The organism is Peribacillus sp. NPDC097295 (genome assembly GCF_044761665.1).
In the GTDB taxonomy this organism is placed as follows: domain Bacteria; phylum Bacillota; class Bacilli; order Bacillales; family DSM-1321; genus Peribacillus.
This window is the reverse complement of sequence record NZ_JBIWCW010000022.1, coordinates 20,544-39,720: the sequence shown is the minus strand read 5'-3', so window position 1 is coordinate 39,720 and position 19,177 is coordinate 20,544. Positions and strand designations below refer to the sequence as shown.

General features: G+C 41.1%; 18 protein-coding genes. All 18 read left to right on the top strand.

Annotation, left to right across the window (positions count from 1 at the left end; genetic code table 11):
- The first annotated feature begins 206 nt into the window (after positions 1 to 206).
- The gene (gene rnmV / locus ACIQXN_RS20120) at positions 207 to 770 is read left to right on the top strand and encodes a ribonuclease M5 (RefSeq protein ID WP_402970901.1); all 564 of its coding nucleotides are present in this window, start codon (positions 207 to 209) and stop codon (positions 768 to 770) included.
- Positions 763 to 1,641, top strand: a complete 879-nt coding sequence (gene rsmA, locus ACIQXN_RS20115; protein WP_402970898.1) for a 16S rRNA (adenine(1518)-N(6)/adenine(1519)-N(6))-dimethyltransferase RsmA — start codon at positions 763 to 765, stop codon at positions 1,639 to 1,641. Before rnmV ends, rsmA begins: the two co-directional genes overlap by 8 nt.
- 201 nt (positions 1,642 to 1,842) lie before the next feature.
- Positions 1,843 to 2,721, top strand: coding sequence for a sporulation peptidase YabG (yabG, locus tag ACIQXN_RS20110; protein ID WP_402970895.1), 879 nt, complete (start codon positions 1,843 to 1,845; stop codon positions 2,719 to 2,721).
- A gap of 310 nt (positions 2,722 to 3,031) precedes the next feature.
- Entirely contained in the window at positions 3,032 to 3,283 is a 252-nt protein-coding gene (veg, locus tag ACIQXN_RS20105) for a biofilm formation stimulator Veg (RefSeq protein ID WP_402875897.1), read from the top strand.
- A gap of 149 nt (positions 3,284 to 3,432) precedes the next feature.
- Entirely contained in the window at positions 3,433 to 3,609 is a 177-nt protein-coding gene (locus ACIQXN_RS20100; protein ID WP_402970892.1) for a small, acid-soluble spore protein, alpha/beta type, read from the top strand.
- Positions 3,610 to 3,935: 326 nt separating this feature from the next.
- Complete coding sequence (gene ispE, locus ACIQXN_RS20095) at positions 3,936 to 4,805, top strand: 4-(cytidine 5'-diphospho)-2-C-methyl-D-erythritol kinase (RefSeq protein ID WP_402970889.1); 870 nt, start codon at positions 3,936 to 3,938, stop codon at positions 4,803 to 4,805.
- A gap of 62 nt (positions 4,806 to 4,867) precedes the next feature.
- A complete protein-coding gene (gene purR / locus ACIQXN_RS20090) occupies positions 4,868 to 5,692 on the top strand; it encodes a pur operon repressor (protein ID WP_402970885.1) in 825 nt (274 codons plus the stop codon).
- Positions 5,693 to 5,704: 12 nt separating this feature from the next.
- The gene (locus ACIQXN_RS20085; RefSeq protein WP_402970882.1) at positions 5,705 to 6,079 is read left to right on the top strand and encodes a RidA family protein; all 375 of its coding nucleotides are present in this window, start codon (positions 5,705 to 5,707) and stop codon (positions 6,077 to 6,079) included.
- 189 nt (positions 6,080 to 6,268) lie between these two features.
- Entirely contained in the window at positions 6,269 to 6,565 is a 297-nt protein-coding gene (gene spoVG, locus ACIQXN_RS20080) for a septation regulator SpoVG (protein ID WP_402970879.1), read from the top strand.
- Positions 6,566 to 7,149: 584 nt separating this feature from the next.
- A complete protein-coding gene (gene glmU, locus ACIQXN_RS20075; protein WP_402970875.1) occupies positions 7,150 to 8,523 on the top strand; it encodes a bifunctional UDP-N-acetylglucosamine diphosphorylase/glucosamine-1-phosphate N-acetyltransferase GlmU in 1,374 nt (457 codons plus the stop codon).
- Between the two features lie 15 nt (positions 8,524 to 8,538).
- On the top strand, positions 8,539 to 9,492 hold the full coding sequence (locus ACIQXN_RS20070; RefSeq protein ID WP_402970871.1) for a ribose-phosphate diphosphokinase: 954 nt from the start codon (positions 8,539 to 8,541) through the stop codon (positions 9,490 to 9,492).
- A 208-nt stretch (positions 9,493 to 9,700) separates the two neighbouring features.
- Positions 9,701 to 10,339, top strand: a complete 639-nt coding sequence (locus tag ACIQXN_RS20065; RefSeq protein ID WP_402970867.1) for a 50S ribosomal protein L25/general stress protein Ctc — start codon at positions 9,701 to 9,703, stop codon at positions 10,337 to 10,339.
- A gap of 253 nt (positions 10,340 to 10,592) precedes the next feature.
- The gene (pth, locus tag ACIQXN_RS20060) at positions 10,593 to 11,153 is read left to right on the top strand and encodes an aminoacyl-tRNA hydrolase (RefSeq protein WP_402970864.1); all 561 of its coding nucleotides are present in this window, start codon (positions 10,593 to 10,595) and stop codon (positions 11,151 to 11,153) included.
- 105 nt (positions 11,154 to 11,258) lie between these two features.
- The gene (gene fin, locus ACIQXN_RS20055; protein WP_402970861.1) at positions 11,259 to 11,489 is read left to right on the top strand and encodes an anti-sigma-F factor Fin; all 231 of its coding nucleotides are present in this window, start codon (positions 11,259 to 11,261) and stop codon (positions 11,487 to 11,489) included.
- Between the two features lie 120 nt (positions 11,490 to 11,609).
- Complete coding sequence (mfd, locus tag ACIQXN_RS20050) at positions 11,610 to 15,146, top strand: transcription-repair coupling factor (protein ID WP_402970857.1); 3,537 nt, start codon at positions 11,610 to 11,612, stop codon at positions 15,144 to 15,146.
- Between the two features lie 177 nt (positions 15,147 to 15,323).
- A complete protein-coding gene (gene spoVT / locus ACIQXN_RS20045) occupies positions 15,324 to 15,860 on the top strand; it encodes a stage V sporulation protein T (protein ID WP_402970854.1) in 537 nt (178 codons plus the stop codon).
- A 217-nt stretch (positions 15,861 to 16,077) separates the two neighbouring features.
- Positions 16,078 to 17,709 (top strand): putative polysaccharide biosynthesis protein, encoded by a 1,632-nt coding sequence (locus tag ACIQXN_RS20040; RefSeq protein ID WP_402970851.1) that lies wholly within the window; start codon positions 16,078 to 16,080, stop codon positions 17,707 to 17,709.
- The gene (gene yabN, locus ACIQXN_RS20035; RefSeq protein ID WP_402970848.1) at positions 17,696 to 19,174 is read left to right on the top strand and encodes a bifunctional methyltransferase/pyrophosphohydrolase YabN; all 1,479 of its coding nucleotides are present in this window, start codon (positions 17,696 to 17,698) and stop codon (positions 19,172 to 19,174) included. Before ACIQXN_RS20040 ends, yabN begins: the two co-directional genes overlap by 14 nt.
- Positions 19,175 to 19,177: the final 3 nt, after the last annotated feature.

The window sequence follows — 19,177 nt, the reverse complement described above, 5'->3', positions numbered from 1 at the left end:
TAAATAGTCTCCTGTTTTTTGACGTTTTATTTTTCCATTTGTTGAAAACATCAGTATAAACCTGTTTTAATAAGATAGACGATTTAATACGTCATAAAGTTTCAGTATAAAGAAAAAATGGGTTGAGTGATGATGTCTTGGTCCAGAAGCTATCTCGAGTGAAAAGTCGTTGCAAGGATCTTTCGCTTTTCTGTATGGAGGAAAACATGAAAAAGATTAAAGAAATTATTGTCGTAGAAGGTAAAGACGATACGGTGGCGATAAAAAGGGCAGTCAATGCGGATACCATCGAAACGAATGGGTCTGCCGTGAATGAATCCTGTATAGAACAGGTGAGGCTAGCTCAAGTGACGCGGGGCGTTATCATTTTTACGGATCCGGATTTTCCAGGCCAAAAAATCAGAAATATCATTTCCGAACAAGTAAAAGGCTGTAAGCATGCCTTTTTAACAAAGAAGGAAGCATTGCCTAAGTCTGGCAGAGGAATAGGCGTGGAACATGCTTCTCCAGAAGCGATCCGCAATGCATTGAAAGACGCACAATTAATGGATGAAGAAGCCCAAGAGGAAATATCCCAGCAGGATTTAATAGATGCAGGTTTAATCGGTGGAGCGGGTGCTAGAGAGCGCAGAGAAAGATTGGGGTCCATCTTAAAGATCGGTTTCACTAACGGAAAGCAATTATATAAGCGTTTAAAGATGTTCCAAATATCAACTGAGGCTTTTTGCGAAGCGATTGTACAGATAAATCAGGAGGAAAAACATGAATAAGGATATAGCAACCCCTGTCAGGACGAAAGACATTTTAAAGAAGTATGGATTTTCGTTTAAAAAGAGCCTAGGTCAAAATTTTCTAATCGATACGAATATCTTGAAACGGATTGTCGAACATGCGGAGTTAACAGATGAAAGTGGAGCAATCGAAATCGGGCCAGGTATCGGAGCGTTGACGGAACAATTGGCTAAAAGTAGCAAAAAGGTTACGGCCTTCGAGATAGACCAGCGTTTGCTTCCAATCCTGGCAGATACTCTGTCTCCATATGACAATGTGAAAATCATCCATGGAGATGTTCTTAAAGCAGATGTTAAGCAGGCTATAGAAGAGGAATTCAAGGATATTAAGGACATCATGGTTGTTGCCAACCTTCCTTACTATGTGACGACGCCGATTATTTTAAAACTCTTGTCGGAGGATTTACCGATAAGGGGTATCGTATGTATGTTGCAAAAGGAAGTCGCTGATCGGATTGCAGCTAAACCTGGGACAAAGGAATATGGTTCTCTATCGATTGCGATTCAATATTATACGGAAGCAGAAACGGTGATGATTGTTCCAAAAACGGTATTCATGCCGCAACCGAATGTTGACTCGGCCGTTATTCGCCTCACAAAACGAACTACACCGATTGTAGAAGTTCAAGATGAGGATTTTCTTTTCGTCGTGACCCGAGCGAGCTTTGCGCAGCGCCGTAAAACGATATTAAATAACCTGACAAGTCAATTGCCAGAGGGCAAAGCGAAAAAGGAAATGATTCTTGCCGCTCTTGAGGCCTCAGAAGTGGATCCGACAAGAAGAGGGGAAACATTGAGCATTGAGGAATTCGGGCGCCTGAGTGACGCATTGCTGCCGAATTTTAAATAAGGACTACTATTAATTTAAGTCGGAAAGGGAGTCTATATTCCCTCATCCGGCTTTTTTTTAGATTTGAGCGGTTTGTGAACCTATTCTTGCATAAGATATACGTCATTTTTTACTTTCACCATTCATGGGGAGTTGGCATAACTTAAGAAAGAAAACAATCTAGGGTGGGCTTTAAAATTAGTCTTCTCATGGGGTGGAGCAATGAATGTTCAGATAAACGATATAGTCGGTCGACTTTCCTATAAATGCGACGTATTGTTTCGGGTGATTGATATCAGGGACAATAACGGAAGACGTGAAGCGGTTCTTTATGGGGAAGATATCCGGCTAATCGCAGATGCACCTTTTCAAGATTTGATGATTATAAATGATAACGAGCGAAGTGTACGTCAAAGGTCCAATGAAGTACTTCAAGAACAGTCATACCGCCTATTAACGCAGGATCTAGAGCTGCAGCAACAAAAAAGTGGGTATCAATCGAGCAATGGTTATCGTTATAGCGGTGAGTATTTTCAAATACCGGGTAGAGTGCTACACGTAGATGGAGATGCCTCCTATCTACGAAAATGCCTAGATTTATACCAGAAATTTGGCATACCGGTGAATGGCGTCTATTGTAACGAAAAGGAAATGCCACAGCGAATTGGAAGTCTATTGGACCATTATCGTCCGGATATCCTTGTCGTCACGGGACATGACGCCTATTCTAAAGCAAAAGGACCGATGTCGGATATTAATGCGTATCGTCACTCGCAGGATTTTGTGCAAACCGTACGAGAGGCGAGAAAGAAAGTATCACATCTCGATCAACTAGTTATTTTTGCAGGGGCTTGTCAATCCCACTTTGAATCCATCATCCAAGCAGGGGCCAATTATGCAAGTTCCCCTTCAAGGGTGAATATTCACGCACTAGACCCTGTGTACATCGTGGGTAAGGTGAGTTTCACGGCCTATATGGAAAATCTTCATGTATGGGATGTTCTACGCAATACATTGACTGGCGAAAAGGGATTAGGTGGAATTGAAACAAAAGGCATGCTTCGAACAGGGCTTCCCTTTAAACCTTTTCTTGAAGAATGATGAGCTGCATTTTGAAAGAATGCAGCTCGCTTTTGTTATTTGGAATTTCGGATATATGCAAGGATGCTTGGACTTTTTTGAGCGAAAAGGTGAGCAGACGACTCAGTAGCGAAAATTCAGCTTTTTTTCTAATGAATAGTTCGCTTACATATATTCCTAGGTACTAGGAGATAATAAAATTGTTAACGATTTTTTGCAGAATAAAGGTAAAAATATATTGACTACATTTTTAACTGCTGATATAATTTATTATTTTGTTTGCGTAGATTAACAATTCGTGATATACTATACTTAGTGAGGTGGACCGAAAATGCCAAAAACTCTAGCTGATATTAAAACTGCACTTGATTCAAACCTAGGTAAAAGATTGCTTCTTAAAGCAAACGGTGGAAGAAGAAAGACTGTAGAACGTTTTGGAATTTTGGCGGAAACTTATCCGGCTGTTTTTGTAATTGAACTCGACCAAGATGAAAATGCGTTTGAAAGAGTATCTTACAGCTATGCGGATGTATTAACGGAAGCCGTGGAACTAACCTTTTTAAACAAACAACAAGAGATTTAACTTAGAGGAAGTAGCAGACAATATGTTTGCTGCTTTTTGATTTGTTCAAAACCCCAAAAGTGACCAGTTCAGGATGAAAGAAGTAGTCATGAAATAGCGTATGTAACAAACACTAGGCATGTGACAGCATGTGAAAGGGGTTGTTTCGCTTGAGTAGAAAAAAAGGGATTATGTCAGAGGGTTTTAAGGAAGAATTGGCAAAAGAACTTGGGTTTTATGATGTTGTCCAGAAAGAGGGTTGGGGAGGAATCCGAGCCCGCGACGCAGGGAACATGGTAAAACTTGCAATCGAAAAAGCACAACGTCAAATGGTGGATAAAGAATAAAATCTCACTAAAATGAATCATGCTGTCCATTACGAAATGGGCCAGGCTCTTTCTTCGATGTATAGCGATATCCAATTATGCTTACATTGTAGAGACAGGAGTCTGGCCTTTTATTATGAATAAAAACATACGCATATCGGGCATTAAGTTGCACAGCTTCTTCCTTACCAAGGATCAATGGCCCCCTCTCTCTGCAGTTCTTTTCTCCTTTCTAAGGCGATCCCGACTTCAATCAATTGTAAATAGGATGAAAAAACCTTTAGAATAGAAACAAATATGGTAGAATAGGACAAGAACTTTTAAGAACGTTAAAGTAGGTGGACATATTGAGGATTATGGAAAAAGCCCCGGCTAAAATTAATTTGGCTTTGGATGTGCTTTTCAAACGGCCTGATGGGTACCATGAGGTAGAGATGATCATGACGACAGTCGACCTTGCGGATAGAATAGAGCTAAAAGAAATAAAAGGGAACCACATTCAAATTCTATCTCATAATCGGTTTGTTCCGGATGATCATCGGAATTTGGCGTATCAAGCTGCATTCATATTAAAGGAACGTTATGGGATTGATAAAGGTGTTTCTATTACTATAGAGAAAAACATTCCGGTTGCAGCCGGACTTGCAGGTGGTAGCAGTGATGCCGCGGCTACACTAAGAGGATTAAATAGACTGTGGAAGTTAGGACTTTCCATGGATGAAATGGCTGAAATCGGGGCCGAAATCGGTTCAGACGTTTCGTTTTGTGTTTATGGAGGTACAGCTTTGGCCAAAGGGCGTGGGGAAAAAATCACGCATCTTCCCACACCGCCAAAATGCTGGGTTATTCTAGCTAAACCGACCATTGGCGTGTCTACAGCTGATATCTATAAACGGCTGCAAGTTGCCAAAATGGATCATCCTGATATTCCAGGTATGATTACGGCCATAAAAGACAATAGTTATGAAGATGTATGTTTAGGGTTGGGAAATGTACTGGAGCAGGTCACGTTGCAGTTGTATCCAGAAGTGGCCAATATCAAAGATCAAATGAAGACCTTCGGAGCGGATGCTGTCTTAATGAGCGGAAGTGGGCCGACCGTCTTTGGCCTGGTGGAGCATGATTCCCGTATGCAAAGAATCTATAATGGACTAAGAGGATTTTGTGATCAAGTCTATGCTGTCCGCATGTTAGGTGACCGGAATGACCTTGAATAAATGCGTACAATGATGGTATAGTTGCATTATAATATTCGGAAATGACAGAGGATGTGTTTCAAATGAAATTTCGTCGCAGCGAGAGGCTAGTCGATATGACCAATTATTTATTAGAACATCCAGGGGAACTCGTTTCGCTGACCTACTTTGCTGAAAGGTATAGCTCGGCCAAGTCTTCAATAAGTGAAGACTTGACGATCATCAAGGATACCTTTGAACAACGAGGAATAGGTTCTTTGACGACTGTACCTGGTGCAGCGGGTGGCGTGAAGTATATCGTTTCCATTAGGCAGGAGGAAGCCGATACTTTTATAGACGGACTTTGTGATACGATCGCTAGTCCTGAAAGGCTGTTACCGGGCGGCTATCTATATATGACTGATATTTTGGGTCACCCGCAAACTGTAAATAAGGTCGGTCGGATTATTGCTTCCATGTATGCCAAGAAAAATGTCTCGGTGATCATGACGATGGCTACTAAAGGAATATCATTAGCCTACGCAGTGGCGAACTATTTGAATGTTCCCGTCGTCATAGTTAGAAGGAATAATAAGGTGACAGAAGGCTCTACCGTTAGCATCAACTATGTCTCGGGGTCTTCTAAGCGAATTCAGACAATGGTGCTCTCAAAGAGAAGCCTGGTCGAGGGATCGAATGTACTGATTGTGGATGATTTCATGAAGGCAGGAGGGACTATTAACGGGATGGTCAGCCTACTGGATGAATTTAAGGCAACCGTTGCCGGGATTGCTGTTCTTGTAGAATCGGAACATACAGAAGAGTGTCTCGTGGAGGATTATGTTTCATTAATCAAGCTGACACAAGTTGTTGAAAGAGATAAAAAAATAAATGTCAGTCGTGGGAACTATTTTACAAAAAGGGATTAGGGGGGATTTTTCATGAAAAAGGTACAGACGAATGAAGCTCCAGCAGCAATTGGTCCATATTCACAAGGTATGATCGTGGATAACTTATTCTTTAGTTCGGGTCAAATTCCTCTTACAGCTTCAGGTGAAATGGTTAATGGAGATGTAAAAGAACAAACACATCAGGTCTTTAAAAATCTTAAAGCCGTATTGAAAGAGGCAGGGGCCACTTTAGACACAGTCATTAAAGCGACGGTATTTATTAAAAGCATGGATGATTTCAGTTCGATTAATGAAGTATACGGAGAGTATTTCTCCACACATAAGCCAGCTCGCTCTTGCGTAGAGGTTGCACGATTGCCTAAAGATGCTCTGGTAGAAATAGAAGTGATTGCGCTCGTTAATTAAACGGGCCTTTTTTTTGTCTTTCTAGGGGGAATGTAGTGGGTACTTTTCCTGAATTTTAAGGAATTATCCTTATTTTTTTCAAAACTAGGCTTAATTTTCTAAAAAACTTACAGATAATAGAAGGAGTTCCTAACTTTTTGTTGAATATGTACTTTAAGATTTAACAACAAAAAGGGATGGTGAGCTTAAATGGAAGTTACTGACGTAAGGCTACGCCGTGTGAATACGGATGGTCGTATGAGAGCAATCGCATCAATCACACTGGATAATGAATTTGTGGTTCATGATATTCGGGTAATAGACGGGAATAATGGTTTATTTGTGGCTATGCCAAGTAAACGAACTCCAGATGGAGAATTCCGCGATATTGCACATCCGATTAATTCTTCCACACGCGGGAAAATTCAAGAAGCTGTCTTGACAGAGTATCATCGTTTAGGAGAACTTGAAGCCGAATTAGAGGAAGCGGGAGCAGGAGCTTCTTAACTGTTTATATGGGTAATTATAGATAAGCGCAACCAGAGCCTACTTCTTAAGTAGTGCTCTTTTTTACTTTTATTACGGAGTGGAAGACTTGCAAGCCACCTGATAAGCAAGTTATCTGTTCATATCTTCAAAGTTACAAATACCCGATTTTTTATATTTTAAACATTTTTTTATTTGGAAATAAATTTTTTTTGTGAAATTAAGATACTTACCATAAAAGGAAAATCTGAGCAACGGTGTTGTTCGTTTATTAAAGAAGTATTTACATAGAAGAAGTACTTCATTTACTTAAGGGAATAGGGGACGATATGTCCGTATTAATGGGGTTGTTATCGCATTAGAGATATTGTTAAGGATTGTTTTCGAGTGGAGAATACCTCCTATTTTGTACGGGGTATCGTGATAAATGGTGAAATTTAAGACAGTCATTATTCCTAAATATAGGATAAATAGCAGTGGGAATCAATCCTTTTTCTGAAGGATGGGGGCTAATAATATCATCCACTTTCAAATGTTACCTTGAAATGAATCCTTATTTGAGATAATATTTTTAATGGATAAAAAGGTGAAAATGGAGGCCTGTTATGAGTAATCGCTATGCAATAATTTTGGCCGCTGGGCAAGGCACTAGGATGAAATCTCAGCTTTACAAGGTTTTACACCCTGTTTGCGGAAAACCAATGGTACAACATGTTATCGATCAAGTCAATCAACTTCAAATAGAAGATATTGTAACAGTTATTGGGCATGGAGCCGAAAAAGTACAAGAACAGCTTGGGGATTCATGCAAGTACGCCTTGCAAGAACACCAATTAGGTACGGCACATGCTGTTATGCAGGCGGAAAGCGTATTAGCGGGTAAAAGTGGAATAACACTTGTTATCTGTGGGGATACGCCCTTAATCAAAGCAGAAACGATGGAAGAGCTTATCGCATTGCATGAAAAAAACCAGGCGAAAGCGACGATTCTGACTGCTTTTGCAGATAAACCGGACGGCTATGGCAGAGTCATACGCAGTGAAAATGGCCTGGTTGAAAAAATTGTCGAGCATAAGGATGCTTCCGTTGAAGAACGATATGTTAAGGAAATCAATACCGGTACATATTGTTTTGACAATCAGGCATTATTCAGCGCGCTGAAAAAAGTTTCAAATGAAAATGTCCAAGGGGAGTATTATTTACCGGATGTCATTGAAATCTTGAAACAAGAAGGCGAAACGGTAACAGCCTTTCAATCAAATAACTTCGAAGAGACTTTAGGTGTGAATGATCGGGTCGCTTTATCACAGGCGGAACAAATTTTGCGCAAGCGCATCAATGAAGTTCATATGAGAAATGGTGTAACGATAATTGACCCGCTTACGACATATATTGAAGCTGATGTGAAAATTGGGCAGGATACGATTATATATCCCGGTACAATGATTAAAGGCCAAAGTGTAATCGGGCCCAATTGCCTGATTGGTCCGCATTCGGAAATCAATAATTGTGAAATTGGAAATGATACGGAGATTCGGCAGTCGGTTGCACAGGATAGTCAGATTGGAAATTCCGTGAAAATCGGTCCGTTTGCGCATATCCGGCCTGAATCGGATATACAGGATTCCGTGAAAATCGGTAATTTTGTCGAAATTAAAAAATCCGTTTTTGGAAAAGGAAGCAAGGCCTCTCATTTGAGTTATATAGGGGATGCTGAGGTTGGAGAGAATGTAAATATAGGCTGTGGATCTATTACCGTGAATTATGACGGTAAAAACAAATATTTGACGAAGATTGAAGACGACGTCTTTATTGGCTGTAATTCAAATCTTGTCGCACCTGTAACAATTGCAAAAGGAGCATATGTTGCTGCGGGTTCAACTATCACTAAGGATGTACCGCAGGAAGCTCTGTCAGTTGCCCGGGCACGTCAAGTTAACAAAGAAGATTATGTAAAGAGATTAAAACTCAATAACTAACCCACGGAGGTCATCATGTCAAATCAGTATCTAGATCCTAATTTAAAAGTATTCTCTTTGAATTCAAACTTTGGTTTAGCCCAAGAAATTGCTGCAGCAATTGGGGTTGAACTTGGAAAGTGTACAGTAACGAGTTTCAGTGATGGTGAAGTTCAAATAAACATAGAAGAAAGTATTCGTGGGTGTGATGTTTATGTCATTCAATCAACGAGCCAGCCAGTCAATGAAAATTTAATGGAACTTTTGATCATGATCGATGCATTAAAACGTGCATCTGCTAAAACCATTAACATTGTTATGCCGTATTATGGATATGCACGTCAAGATAGAAAAGCTCGCGCACGTGAACCAATCACGGCGAAACTTGTAGCAAATCTGCTTGAAACAGCTGGTGCGCACCGTGTCATTACATTAGATCTACATGCACCACAAATTCAAGGTTTCTTCGATATTCTAATTGATCACCTAGTTGCAGTTCCGATTCTTTCTGATTTCTTCAAAGAAAAAAATCTTGAAGATATCGTTATTGTTTCACCGGACCATGGTGGTGTGACACGTGCGCGTAAAATGGCGGATCGTTTAAAAGCGCCGATTGCCATTATTGATAAACGCCGCCCAAGACCAAATGTGGCTGAAGTAATGAACATCATCGGTAACATCGAAGGCAAAACGGCTATCCTGATTGATGACATCATCGATACAGCAGGAACCATCACACTTGCAGCAAATGCCCTTGTAGAGAATGGGGCTAAAGAAGTCTATGCATGTTGTACTCACCCAGTCCTTTCAGGTCCGGCAATTGAGCGCATCCAAAATTCATCAATCAAGGAATTAGTCATCACCAATTCTATTGTCCTTTCTGAAGAAAAGAAAATTGATAAAATTGTTGAATTGTCTGTTGCTCCACTGATCGCTGAAGCGATTATTCGTGTGCATGAAGAACAATCTGTTAGCACATTATTCGATTGATATATATAAAAGGTGGGCCTTAGGGTCCACCTTTTTTATATAGAATTCACCGGTAGACCTTTGCAAGAGATGCGAACCGAACCATCCTTTCTTCAGGTAAATCAGACTTAGATCGTGCCAGTATATGTTTAATCCACCTCTCATAAGGGAAGATTTAATAATATAGTGAAACTGTAATATTTTAAATTCAAGGAAGGTGGAGGAATGTATGAGTAATCTATTAGTAGCAAAAGAACGCAAAGGTGCCAAACAATCTAATTTAAGAAACTTAAGAGAAAGCGGAGAAATTCCTGCTGTAGTATATGGTAACCATAACGGTAGCACAGCTATCTCGGTTAATAATGCAGATTTCCAAAAAACAATAAAAGAAGTAGGTCGTAACGGAATTATTTCTTTGGATTTAGAAGGAACCAAACATCAGGTCATGCTTTCTGATTATCAGAAGGATCCATTGAAAAACTTTATATTCCATGCCGATTTCTTAATCGTCGACATGTCAGCTGAATTACAAGCACAGGTGCGCATCAACCTTGTAGGTACATCCAAAGGGGTGAAAGATGGTGGCGTCTTGCAACAATCTCTACATGAGGTAACCGTTTCAGCTAGACCAGATGATATTCCAGAATCAATTGATGTTGATGTCACAGAGCTTCAAGTAGGCGACTCAATCTACATATCCGACATCCAAAAAAACCAAAAAGTTTCGTTGGATAATAGCGGGGAAGAGGTCATTGCTTCTGTATTGCCACCTCGTCAGGAAGAGGAAATCAGCACAGGTGAACAGCAAGATGGTGGGATTCCAGAAAACCAAGAAGGCAGGGAGACTGAGGCTTCACCAGAGTCATGATGCCGGGATTCTACAAGTAAATCATGGTATAATAGGCGTAGCTCTAACGAGTTGCGTCTTTTTTGCTCCTTCTGCATTTTGAACAGCACTTATGAAGTATTTCATTTAAAATAGAAATTATTTCTAATTAGTTCTCCGGTCGCTTGCGGAAATGCTTAAAATTAAGGTACTATTTTTCTAAGGTCATTTATGATTTTTAGAAACTTCGTTAAAACGCAACTCGCTAAATATCAGGAATGACGGAGTGTGGATCATGAAAATTATTGTAGGGTTAGGTAACCCAGGCAAGCAATATGAAAAGACACGGCATAATGTCGGTTTTGAAGTAATAGATGAGTTAGCCAAAAGATGGTCCATTTCACTTGACCAAGCCAAGCATAAAGGCATTTATGGTGTGGGGATGGTGCGGGGTGAAAAGGTCTTGCTACTTAAGCCATTAACCTATATGAATTTATCAGGTGAATCGATTGCTGCAGTCATGAATTTTTTCAAAGTGGAAGTAGCTGATGTCATCCTTATTTATGATGATCTCGATTTACCACCAGGAAAAATCCGTCTTCGTCAGAAGGGGAGTGCCGGGGGACATAATGGAATAAAATCAACCATTGCCCATTTAGGCACTCAGGATTTTAATCGAATTAGAATAGGAATCGGCCGTCCAATTGGTAGAATGCCGGTGCCCGATTATGTCTTGGGCCGCTTTTCTAAAGAAGAATGGGAGCATGTTGGGGCTACGATCGAAAAAAGTGCAGCCGCTTGTGAATCATGGCTAGAGAAACCATTTATCCAGGTTATGAACGAATATAACCAATAAAATAATAGTAGATATTAAGTAAATAAAATATCTTCCTGCTTCGCTGAATAAATCCCCCCTGTTTTAGTACATACTAACGGTATTATAAAAATAGGGGGTTACCAAATGGCTCTCCATTATCGTTGCCGGCATTGCGGAACTAAGCTAGGTTCACTAGAGAGTGACGCATTGACCCCGGAGCAGTTAGGGTTTAATCAACTTACTGATGAAGAACGTCAAGAGATGATCGTTTATGATTCCGAAGGGGATATGCATGTGAAGGCAATATGTGAAGAATGTTATAAATCACTGCAAGATAACCCTGAATTTTATGAAGGCGATTATATCATTCATTAGCGGGAGAGGCTTTGGAAAATATCCAAAGCATTTTTCCGTTCATTTTCGTATATACGGTTAGAAAAAATAGAAGATAAGATTACTCAATTTCTTTTAAATTAAAGAGAGGAGGGACAGACTGTGGATGGATTGCAAAATTTGTTTTCTAAGCAAGATGATGTTCATTCATTAATATCCGGCATAGACGAGGGACTAAAGGAGCAAATGGTATCTGGCCTAACCGGTTCTTCTAGATCGCTTCTGCTGGCATCTGTGTACGAGAAGACGAACAGGCCAATTTTGGTAGTGACTCATAATTTGCTGCAAGCTCAAAAGTTCCAAGAAGACTTATCCAGTTTTATCCCGGAAGATGAACTATTTATATATCCAGCCAATGAGTTAATTGCAGCTGACCTGAGTGTAGCCAGTCCTGAATTGCGAGCGCAACGTGTAGAGGCCTTGAATTTCTGGGCTAAGGGTAAGAAAGGGATCGTTATTGCACCAATTCCTGGTGTCCGCCGAGTGCTTCCTCCAAAAGATGTTTGGAAGAAGCATCAGCTATCATTTAAATTAGGTGAAGAAATCGATTTGGAATCCACTTTAGGCAAATTCATCGCTATGGGGTACACCCGGGCCGAGATGGTTTCTTCCCCTGGGGAGTTCAGTATCCGTGGCGGTATCATTGATATCTATCCCATAACGGAACCTAACCCTATGCGAATTGAGCTATTTGATACAGAAATTGATTCTATCAGGACGTTTTCATCAGAAGATCAGCGCTCCATCAATAAGCTTCAGACAGTAACCATCGGTCCTGTTAGCGAGGCGTTATTGGAGACGGTTCATATTGAATCCATTATCTCGAAACTTGAAAGTGGATTGAGTAAGAGTTTGAAAAAACTTAAGGATGATAAAACGAAGGAACAATTGGTCCAAACCATCAGCTATGAACTTGAACAGCTTAAAATGGGTAATAAACCCGATCAAATCTTCAAATACCTTAGTTTGGCGTACGAGAAACCCGCTAGTTTAATAGATTATCTTCCCGTAAATGGCTTGGTTTTCTTAGACGAAATCAGTAGGATACAAGAACTCAATGATTCCTTGGAAAAAGAAGAGGCAACATGGTATACAGACCTTATAAGCCAGGGGCAGATAATCCATGATATCCAATTAGCCCATCCGATGCAGGAACTAATTGTGAAATCAAATAGGCCGTTTGTTTACCTTTCCTTGTTTTTACGGCATGTGCCGCACACGAACCCGCAAAACATCCTTAACTTTTCCAGTAAACAAATGCAGAATTTCCATGGACAGATGAATGTGTTTAAAGCAGAATTGGAACGCTGGAAAAAAGGGAACTTTACGGTGATCATTCTCGGCCAAGATGAGGAACGAGTGAAAAAACTGCATGCTATATTAGCGGACTATGATATAGAAGCGGCAGAGCTTTTGGATGCCAACAGCATTCTTCCGGGGAAAGTACAGATCCTACATGGTAGCCTTAACAGCGGCTTTGAATTACCGATGCAGAAATTCAGCATCATTACGGAAACGGAATTGTTTAATAAAAAAGCAAAAAAATCGATTCGCCGGCAGAAACTATCAAATGCGGAACGAATCAAAAGCTATTCCGAGCTGAAGATCGGCGATTATGTCGTCCATGTTAATCATGGGATTGGGAAATACCTGGGCATTGAAACGTTAACAATCAATGGGGTACATAAGGATTATTTACATATTAAGTATCAAGCGGACGATAAATTGTATGTTCCCGTTGATCAAATTAACCTTGTCCAAAAGTATGTTGGTTCCGAAGGGAAGGAACCAAAGCTTTACAAGTTAGGCGGAACAGAGTGGAAGCGTGTAAAAAGCAAGGTTCAATCTTCTGTGGAGAATATCGCGGATGATTTAATTAAGCTGTATGCAGAACGAGAAGCGGCAAAGGGTTATGCTTTCTCTCCTGACGGGGATATGCAGCGGCAGTTTGAGACATCATTTGCTTATAACGAAACCGAAGATCAGCTGCGATCCATCACAGAGATTAAGAAAGATATGGAACGTGAAAGGCCAATGGACCGTTTATTATGTGGCGATGTGGGCTATGGTAAGACGGAGGTAGCGATTCGGGCCGCCTTTAAAGCAATCATGGATGGTAAACAGGTAGCCTTCCTTGTTCCGACCACGATCCTTGCACAACAGCATTATGAAACATTACGGGAACGCTTCCAGGATTATCCTATCAACATAGGGCTCATGAGTCGCTTCCGTACAAAAAAACAGCAAACGGAAACGGTAAAAGGTTTAAAGGCTGGCACAGTGGACATCGTTGTCGGAACACACAGGATCCTTTCCAAGGACTTGGTGTATCGTGATTTAGGCTTGCTGGTCATTGACGAGGAACAGCGTTTTGGTGTGACTCATAAGGAAAAAATAAAACGGTTAAAGACCAATGTCGATGTATTGACTTTGACCGCTACCCCTATTCCGAGGACCCTTCATATGTCGATGCTTGGCGTTCGGGATTTATCTGTCATTGAGACACCACCCGAAAATCGTTTTCCCATTCAGACGTATGTTATGGAGTATAACGGAAACTTGGTTATAGAAGCGATAGAACGAGAGTTAGCGAGGGATGGACAGGTTTATTTCCTTTATAACAGGGTAGAGGATATAGCAAGAAAAGCAGAAGAAATTTCCATGTTGGTACCCGATGCCCGTGTTACATATGCTCATGGGCAAATGTCCGAACAGGAACTAGAAGCCGTCATGTTTGGTTTTCTAGAAGGAGAATACGATGTTTTAGTAAGTACAACTATTATAGAGACCGGTGTAGACATTCCTAACGTCAATACGCTCATCGTGAATGAAGCGGATAGAATGGGTCTTTCCCAACTTTATCAGCTTCGTGGTCGAGTTGGACGGTCAAATCGGGTCGCATACGCATTCTTCACGTACAGAAAAGATAAAGTGTTAACTGAAGTTGCTGAAAAGCGCCTCCAATCTATCAAGGAATTCACGGAATTGGGATCAGGATTTAAAATTGCCATGCGTGATTTATCCATCAGGGGTGCAGGAAATATATTAGGAGCCCAACAACATGGCTTCATTGATTCAGTTGGTTTTGACTTATACTCTCAAATGCTACAAGAAGCTGTAGAGGCAAAACGTTCCGATAAACCGATTGAAGAAAAGTCTTCACTCGAAATTGATATCGAAGTCGATGCATATATCCCAGATGCCTACATATTGGACGGACATCAGAAAATCGAAATGTATAAACGGTTCAGAGGGATCGATTCACTTGAAGAAGTGGAAGAATTAAAAGATGAGATGCTCGATCGATTTGGCGAATATCCAGAAGAGGTCGGCTATTTATTTTTAATCGCTGAAATGAAGGTGTTTGCTAATAATGCTGGCATTGAGAGCGTGAAGCAGCTTAAGCAGGAAATCACCATTCTCCTTAGGGAAGAAGTAAGTAGCGCCGTAGATGGACAAAAGATTTTTGAGCTTGGATCGAAATATGGGCGGATGGTCGGGTTCGGTATGGACGGTAATCGAATGAAACTTGTTCTGCACATAAAAGGAGTAGAGCAAAGCAAGTGGTTACCTATCCTTTTCGAAATGACTAAAGGCTTGCAACATGTCAAAAAGGAAATACAAGCGACAAAAAATTAATGAAATTTTTAACGAAACCGTTATTAAATTATTATAAAAAATACATCAAAAAGAAATATTTTTTCAAAATGTATAGAACTTACCATTAGAAAAATACTAAGTTCAATAGCTGGTGATGTTTTTCTTTACAAAATGAGGATCAATCAAATCAATTAGATGAAAGTGAGGCAACATTAGATGAAAGCAACAGGTATCGTTCGGCGAATTGATGATTTAGGAAGAGTTGTCATCCCAAAAGAAATCCGAAGGACTCTCCGCATTCGTGAAGGTGATCCACTAGAAATTTTCGTGGATAGAGATGGAGAAGTCATCTTAAAGAAATACTCCCCAATTAGTGAACTGGGCGATTTCGCAAGAGAATATGCAGAAGCAATATATGATAGCCTTGGAAATCCAGTTATGATTTGTGACCGAGATACCTACATTGCCGTGGCAGGCGGATCTAAAAAGGAATATTTAAATAAGAGCATCAGTGACCTGGTGGAAAAAATCATGGAAGAAAGAAACCCCGTCCTTGAATCGCCGAATGGACAAGTTTCCTTCGTGGATTCAAACGATGAGGAAGTTCAATCTTATGCAGCGGCTCCCATCATAGCTAGCGGCGATCCAATTGGTGCAGTCTTGATTTTCTCTAAAGATGGAGCGTTAGGGGAAGTGGAACAGAAGTCTGTTGAAACAGCAGCAAGTTTTCTAGCAAGACAAATGGAACAGTAAGTAAAGCAATTATATATATGGACGGGCAAAGGGCAGCATTCGCTGTCCTTTTTGTTCTTTCATAAAAGGATATTTTCAAGGGAGCCCTATGAATAATTGGCATGTACGTGCCCTGTCAGTCATAAGGAAAATATAGGAGGGGGACTGTCCTGTAGGCAAAAGAACTTCTAAATTATGCTATAATAACAACCACATATAAATGAAAAGGGGAAAAATAATGGCTGAAAAGCCTTATAAGGCATCAACGGATATCTTTCGTGGAGCCATGATTTTAAGTGCCGCGGCAATAATCGTAAAAATTTTGAGTGCGGCCTATCGCATACCTTATCAAAATATCGCGGGGGATATCGGATTTTATATCTATCAGCAGGTGTACCCTTTCTACGGGGTTGCTCTGACACTCTCGACCATTGGTTTCCCAGTGATTATATCAAAACTCATTGCAGAGCGGGGATCTTCTGAAGACGACTATACGATTAAAGATATTCTAACAACTGCCATGCTTGTTTTAAGCGCAATCGGTTTATCGTTATTTATTGCACTTTTCCTTGGAGCAGATTGGATTGCAGGGGTAATGATGGATTCAGGGCTATCCGGCCTCTTGAAAATCATTGCCTTCTCCTATTTATTAATGCCGCTTTCATCTGTCTTAAGAGGATATTTCCAAGGGAGACACGACATGAAGCCGACAGCGGGTTCGCAGGTTGCTGAACAAAGTATCCGGGTCTTAACAATCCTCGTATTATCGATGCTGTTTGTACAAAAGGGCTACTCGATGTATGCTGTCGGTAAGGGGGCGGTCTTCGGTTCCATTACGGGAGGCATCACGGGGCTGGCACTCTTACTTGCTTTCGTTCTTTTAAGACGGGAATGGAAGCTATTTTCGCCCATGATTGTAAAGCGCTCGCATTTCCTCCGAATATCCAAAAGCCTACTCTTTCAAGGTTTGGCCTTTTGTGTGACGGGACTTATCCTTATCTTATTTCAGTTCGTGGATTCCTTACATCTCTATTCCCTCTTGAGAGAATTCGGGATGGACGAAGGGGAAGCGAAGAGATGGAAAGGGACCTATGATAGGGGACAGCCTTTGCTTCAGCTGGGTACGGTCGTGGTGAACTCTTTTGCGCTGGCACTGGTCCCCGTTATTGCGGAAGTTGTCCGGGATCGTAATGATGAGGAAACTCTTGGGAAAATAAGATTGGTTTTACGTGTGAGTATAACGATCGGAATGGCAGCAACGGTTGGATTGGTGGCCATGATAAGGCCTATCAATTACATGTTGTTCACCGACTCGGAGGGTACAGGCACCCTTGCCATCTACTCCTTATCGATAGTATTCACCTCGCTCATCATGACAACAGCGGCGGTGATACAATGCCTGGGTTATTCAGCAACCCCTGTGATCATTACGCTCATAGGGGTAGGCAGCAAATGGGTCTTAGACCTTATACTCGTACCCCATTATCATATTGCGGGGGCTGCCTCTTCTACTGTACTCGCATTTATTATCATGACGATTTTGTTTTATATAGTATTGAAGGTACATATCAAAAAGACCTTATTTGAAAAGAGGCACCTGTTTATCATATTTAAGAGTACGGTTTACATGGGCTTGGCAGTCGTGCTTTTCAATGAAACATTCCACTGGTTAATGTCTTCCGGAGAAAGCAGACTGTTTGCTACAATTCAGGCATTAGCCGGGGTGGGCATAGGCGCTGTGATTTTCCTTGCAATGATCATTCGCGCCGGTTTATTCACAGAAGAGGAGCTTTCCTTGATACCAGTAGGATCAAAGGTTAAACGGCTTATTATAACGAAGAATAGAGGTAATAAAAATGTTGACGAATGAGATAACGATCATAGGTCTTGGAGCAGGTGATTTAGATCAGCTCCCATACGGAATTTATAAAAAACTGACTCAAGCAAAAGAGTGCTTCATCCGGACGCTGGACCATCCGGTGATCAAAGATTTGACCGGGGAAGGAATCCAGTTCTTTTCATTTGATTCAGTTTATGAAAAACATGATCAGTTTGAAGAGGTATATGAGGAAATATCAGAAACGCTATTAAACGCAGCGATTAATGGACCGGTTTTATACGCTGTTCCAGGCCATCCAATGGTTGCCGAGAAGACGGTCCAGCTCTTATTGGAGAAAGGGCAAAATCGAGGAATCACCGTCAAGCTGGAAGGTGGGCAAAGCTTCCTTGATCCATTGTTCCAGGCGGTTAAAATCGACCCGATTGAAGGGTTTCAGCTACTGGACGGAACGGCTCTCTCCCCGGACGACCTGCATATCGGGCAGCATATGATCATCGGGCAGGTATACGATGCGTTCAGTGCCTCTAACGTGAAGTTAACATTGATGGAGAAGCTTCCAGATGACTACGAGGTGTATATCGTGACAGCGGCGGGAAGCAGCGAGGAAAAGGTGACCCAATGTGCGCTTTATGAGCTGGATCGGCAAATGGAGCTGAGTAATTTAACGAGTGTTTATGTACCGCCCGTTAAAGAAGATGAGCTGCAGTATCGGGAATTTTCTAAGCTCCGGCAGATCATCGCACAACTTAGAGGCCCTGACGGATGTCCTTGGGATAAGAAGCAAACGCATGAAAGCTTGAAAAAATATTTAATAGAAGAGGCATATGAACTGATTGACTCGATTGATGAAGAAGACGATGAGGGCATGATTGGAGAATTGGGAGATGTACTTTTACAAGTGATGCTTCATGCACAAATCGGTGAGGACGAAGGCATGTTCACCATTGACGATATAATTGGTGGGATTTCGGCTAAAATGGTCCGCCGCCATCCACATGTATTCGGAGACGTAACGGTGAGCGGGGAGGAAGACGTTTTAGTAAACTGGCAGAAAATCAAAGAAGAAGAAAACGGAAAAGCGGCAGGTCTAGATGTCTCCCTTTTAGATGGTGTGGAAAAATCATTGCCGAACCTGCTCCGTGCCGAGGTTTATCAGAAGAGGGCTGCCAAGGTTGGATTCGACTGGGGAGAGGTTTCTGAGGCTTGGAAAAAGGTTATAGAAGAAGTGCAAGAATTTGAAGATGAAATGAAGAATCCGAATCCGGACAAGAATCGGATCAAATCCGAATTGGGCGACCTCTTTTTTGCGCTTGTCAATGTTTCACGCTATTATGACATACAAGCGGAAGAAGCTGTCCATAAGACAAATCATAAATTTTATCAACGGTTTACATATATCGAAGAGTGTATCAAGAAGGAAGGAAAAGATTTCTCCGATTATACATTAGAGGAATTGGATTCTTATTGGAATGAAGCGAAAGCAAAAGGACTTTAATAA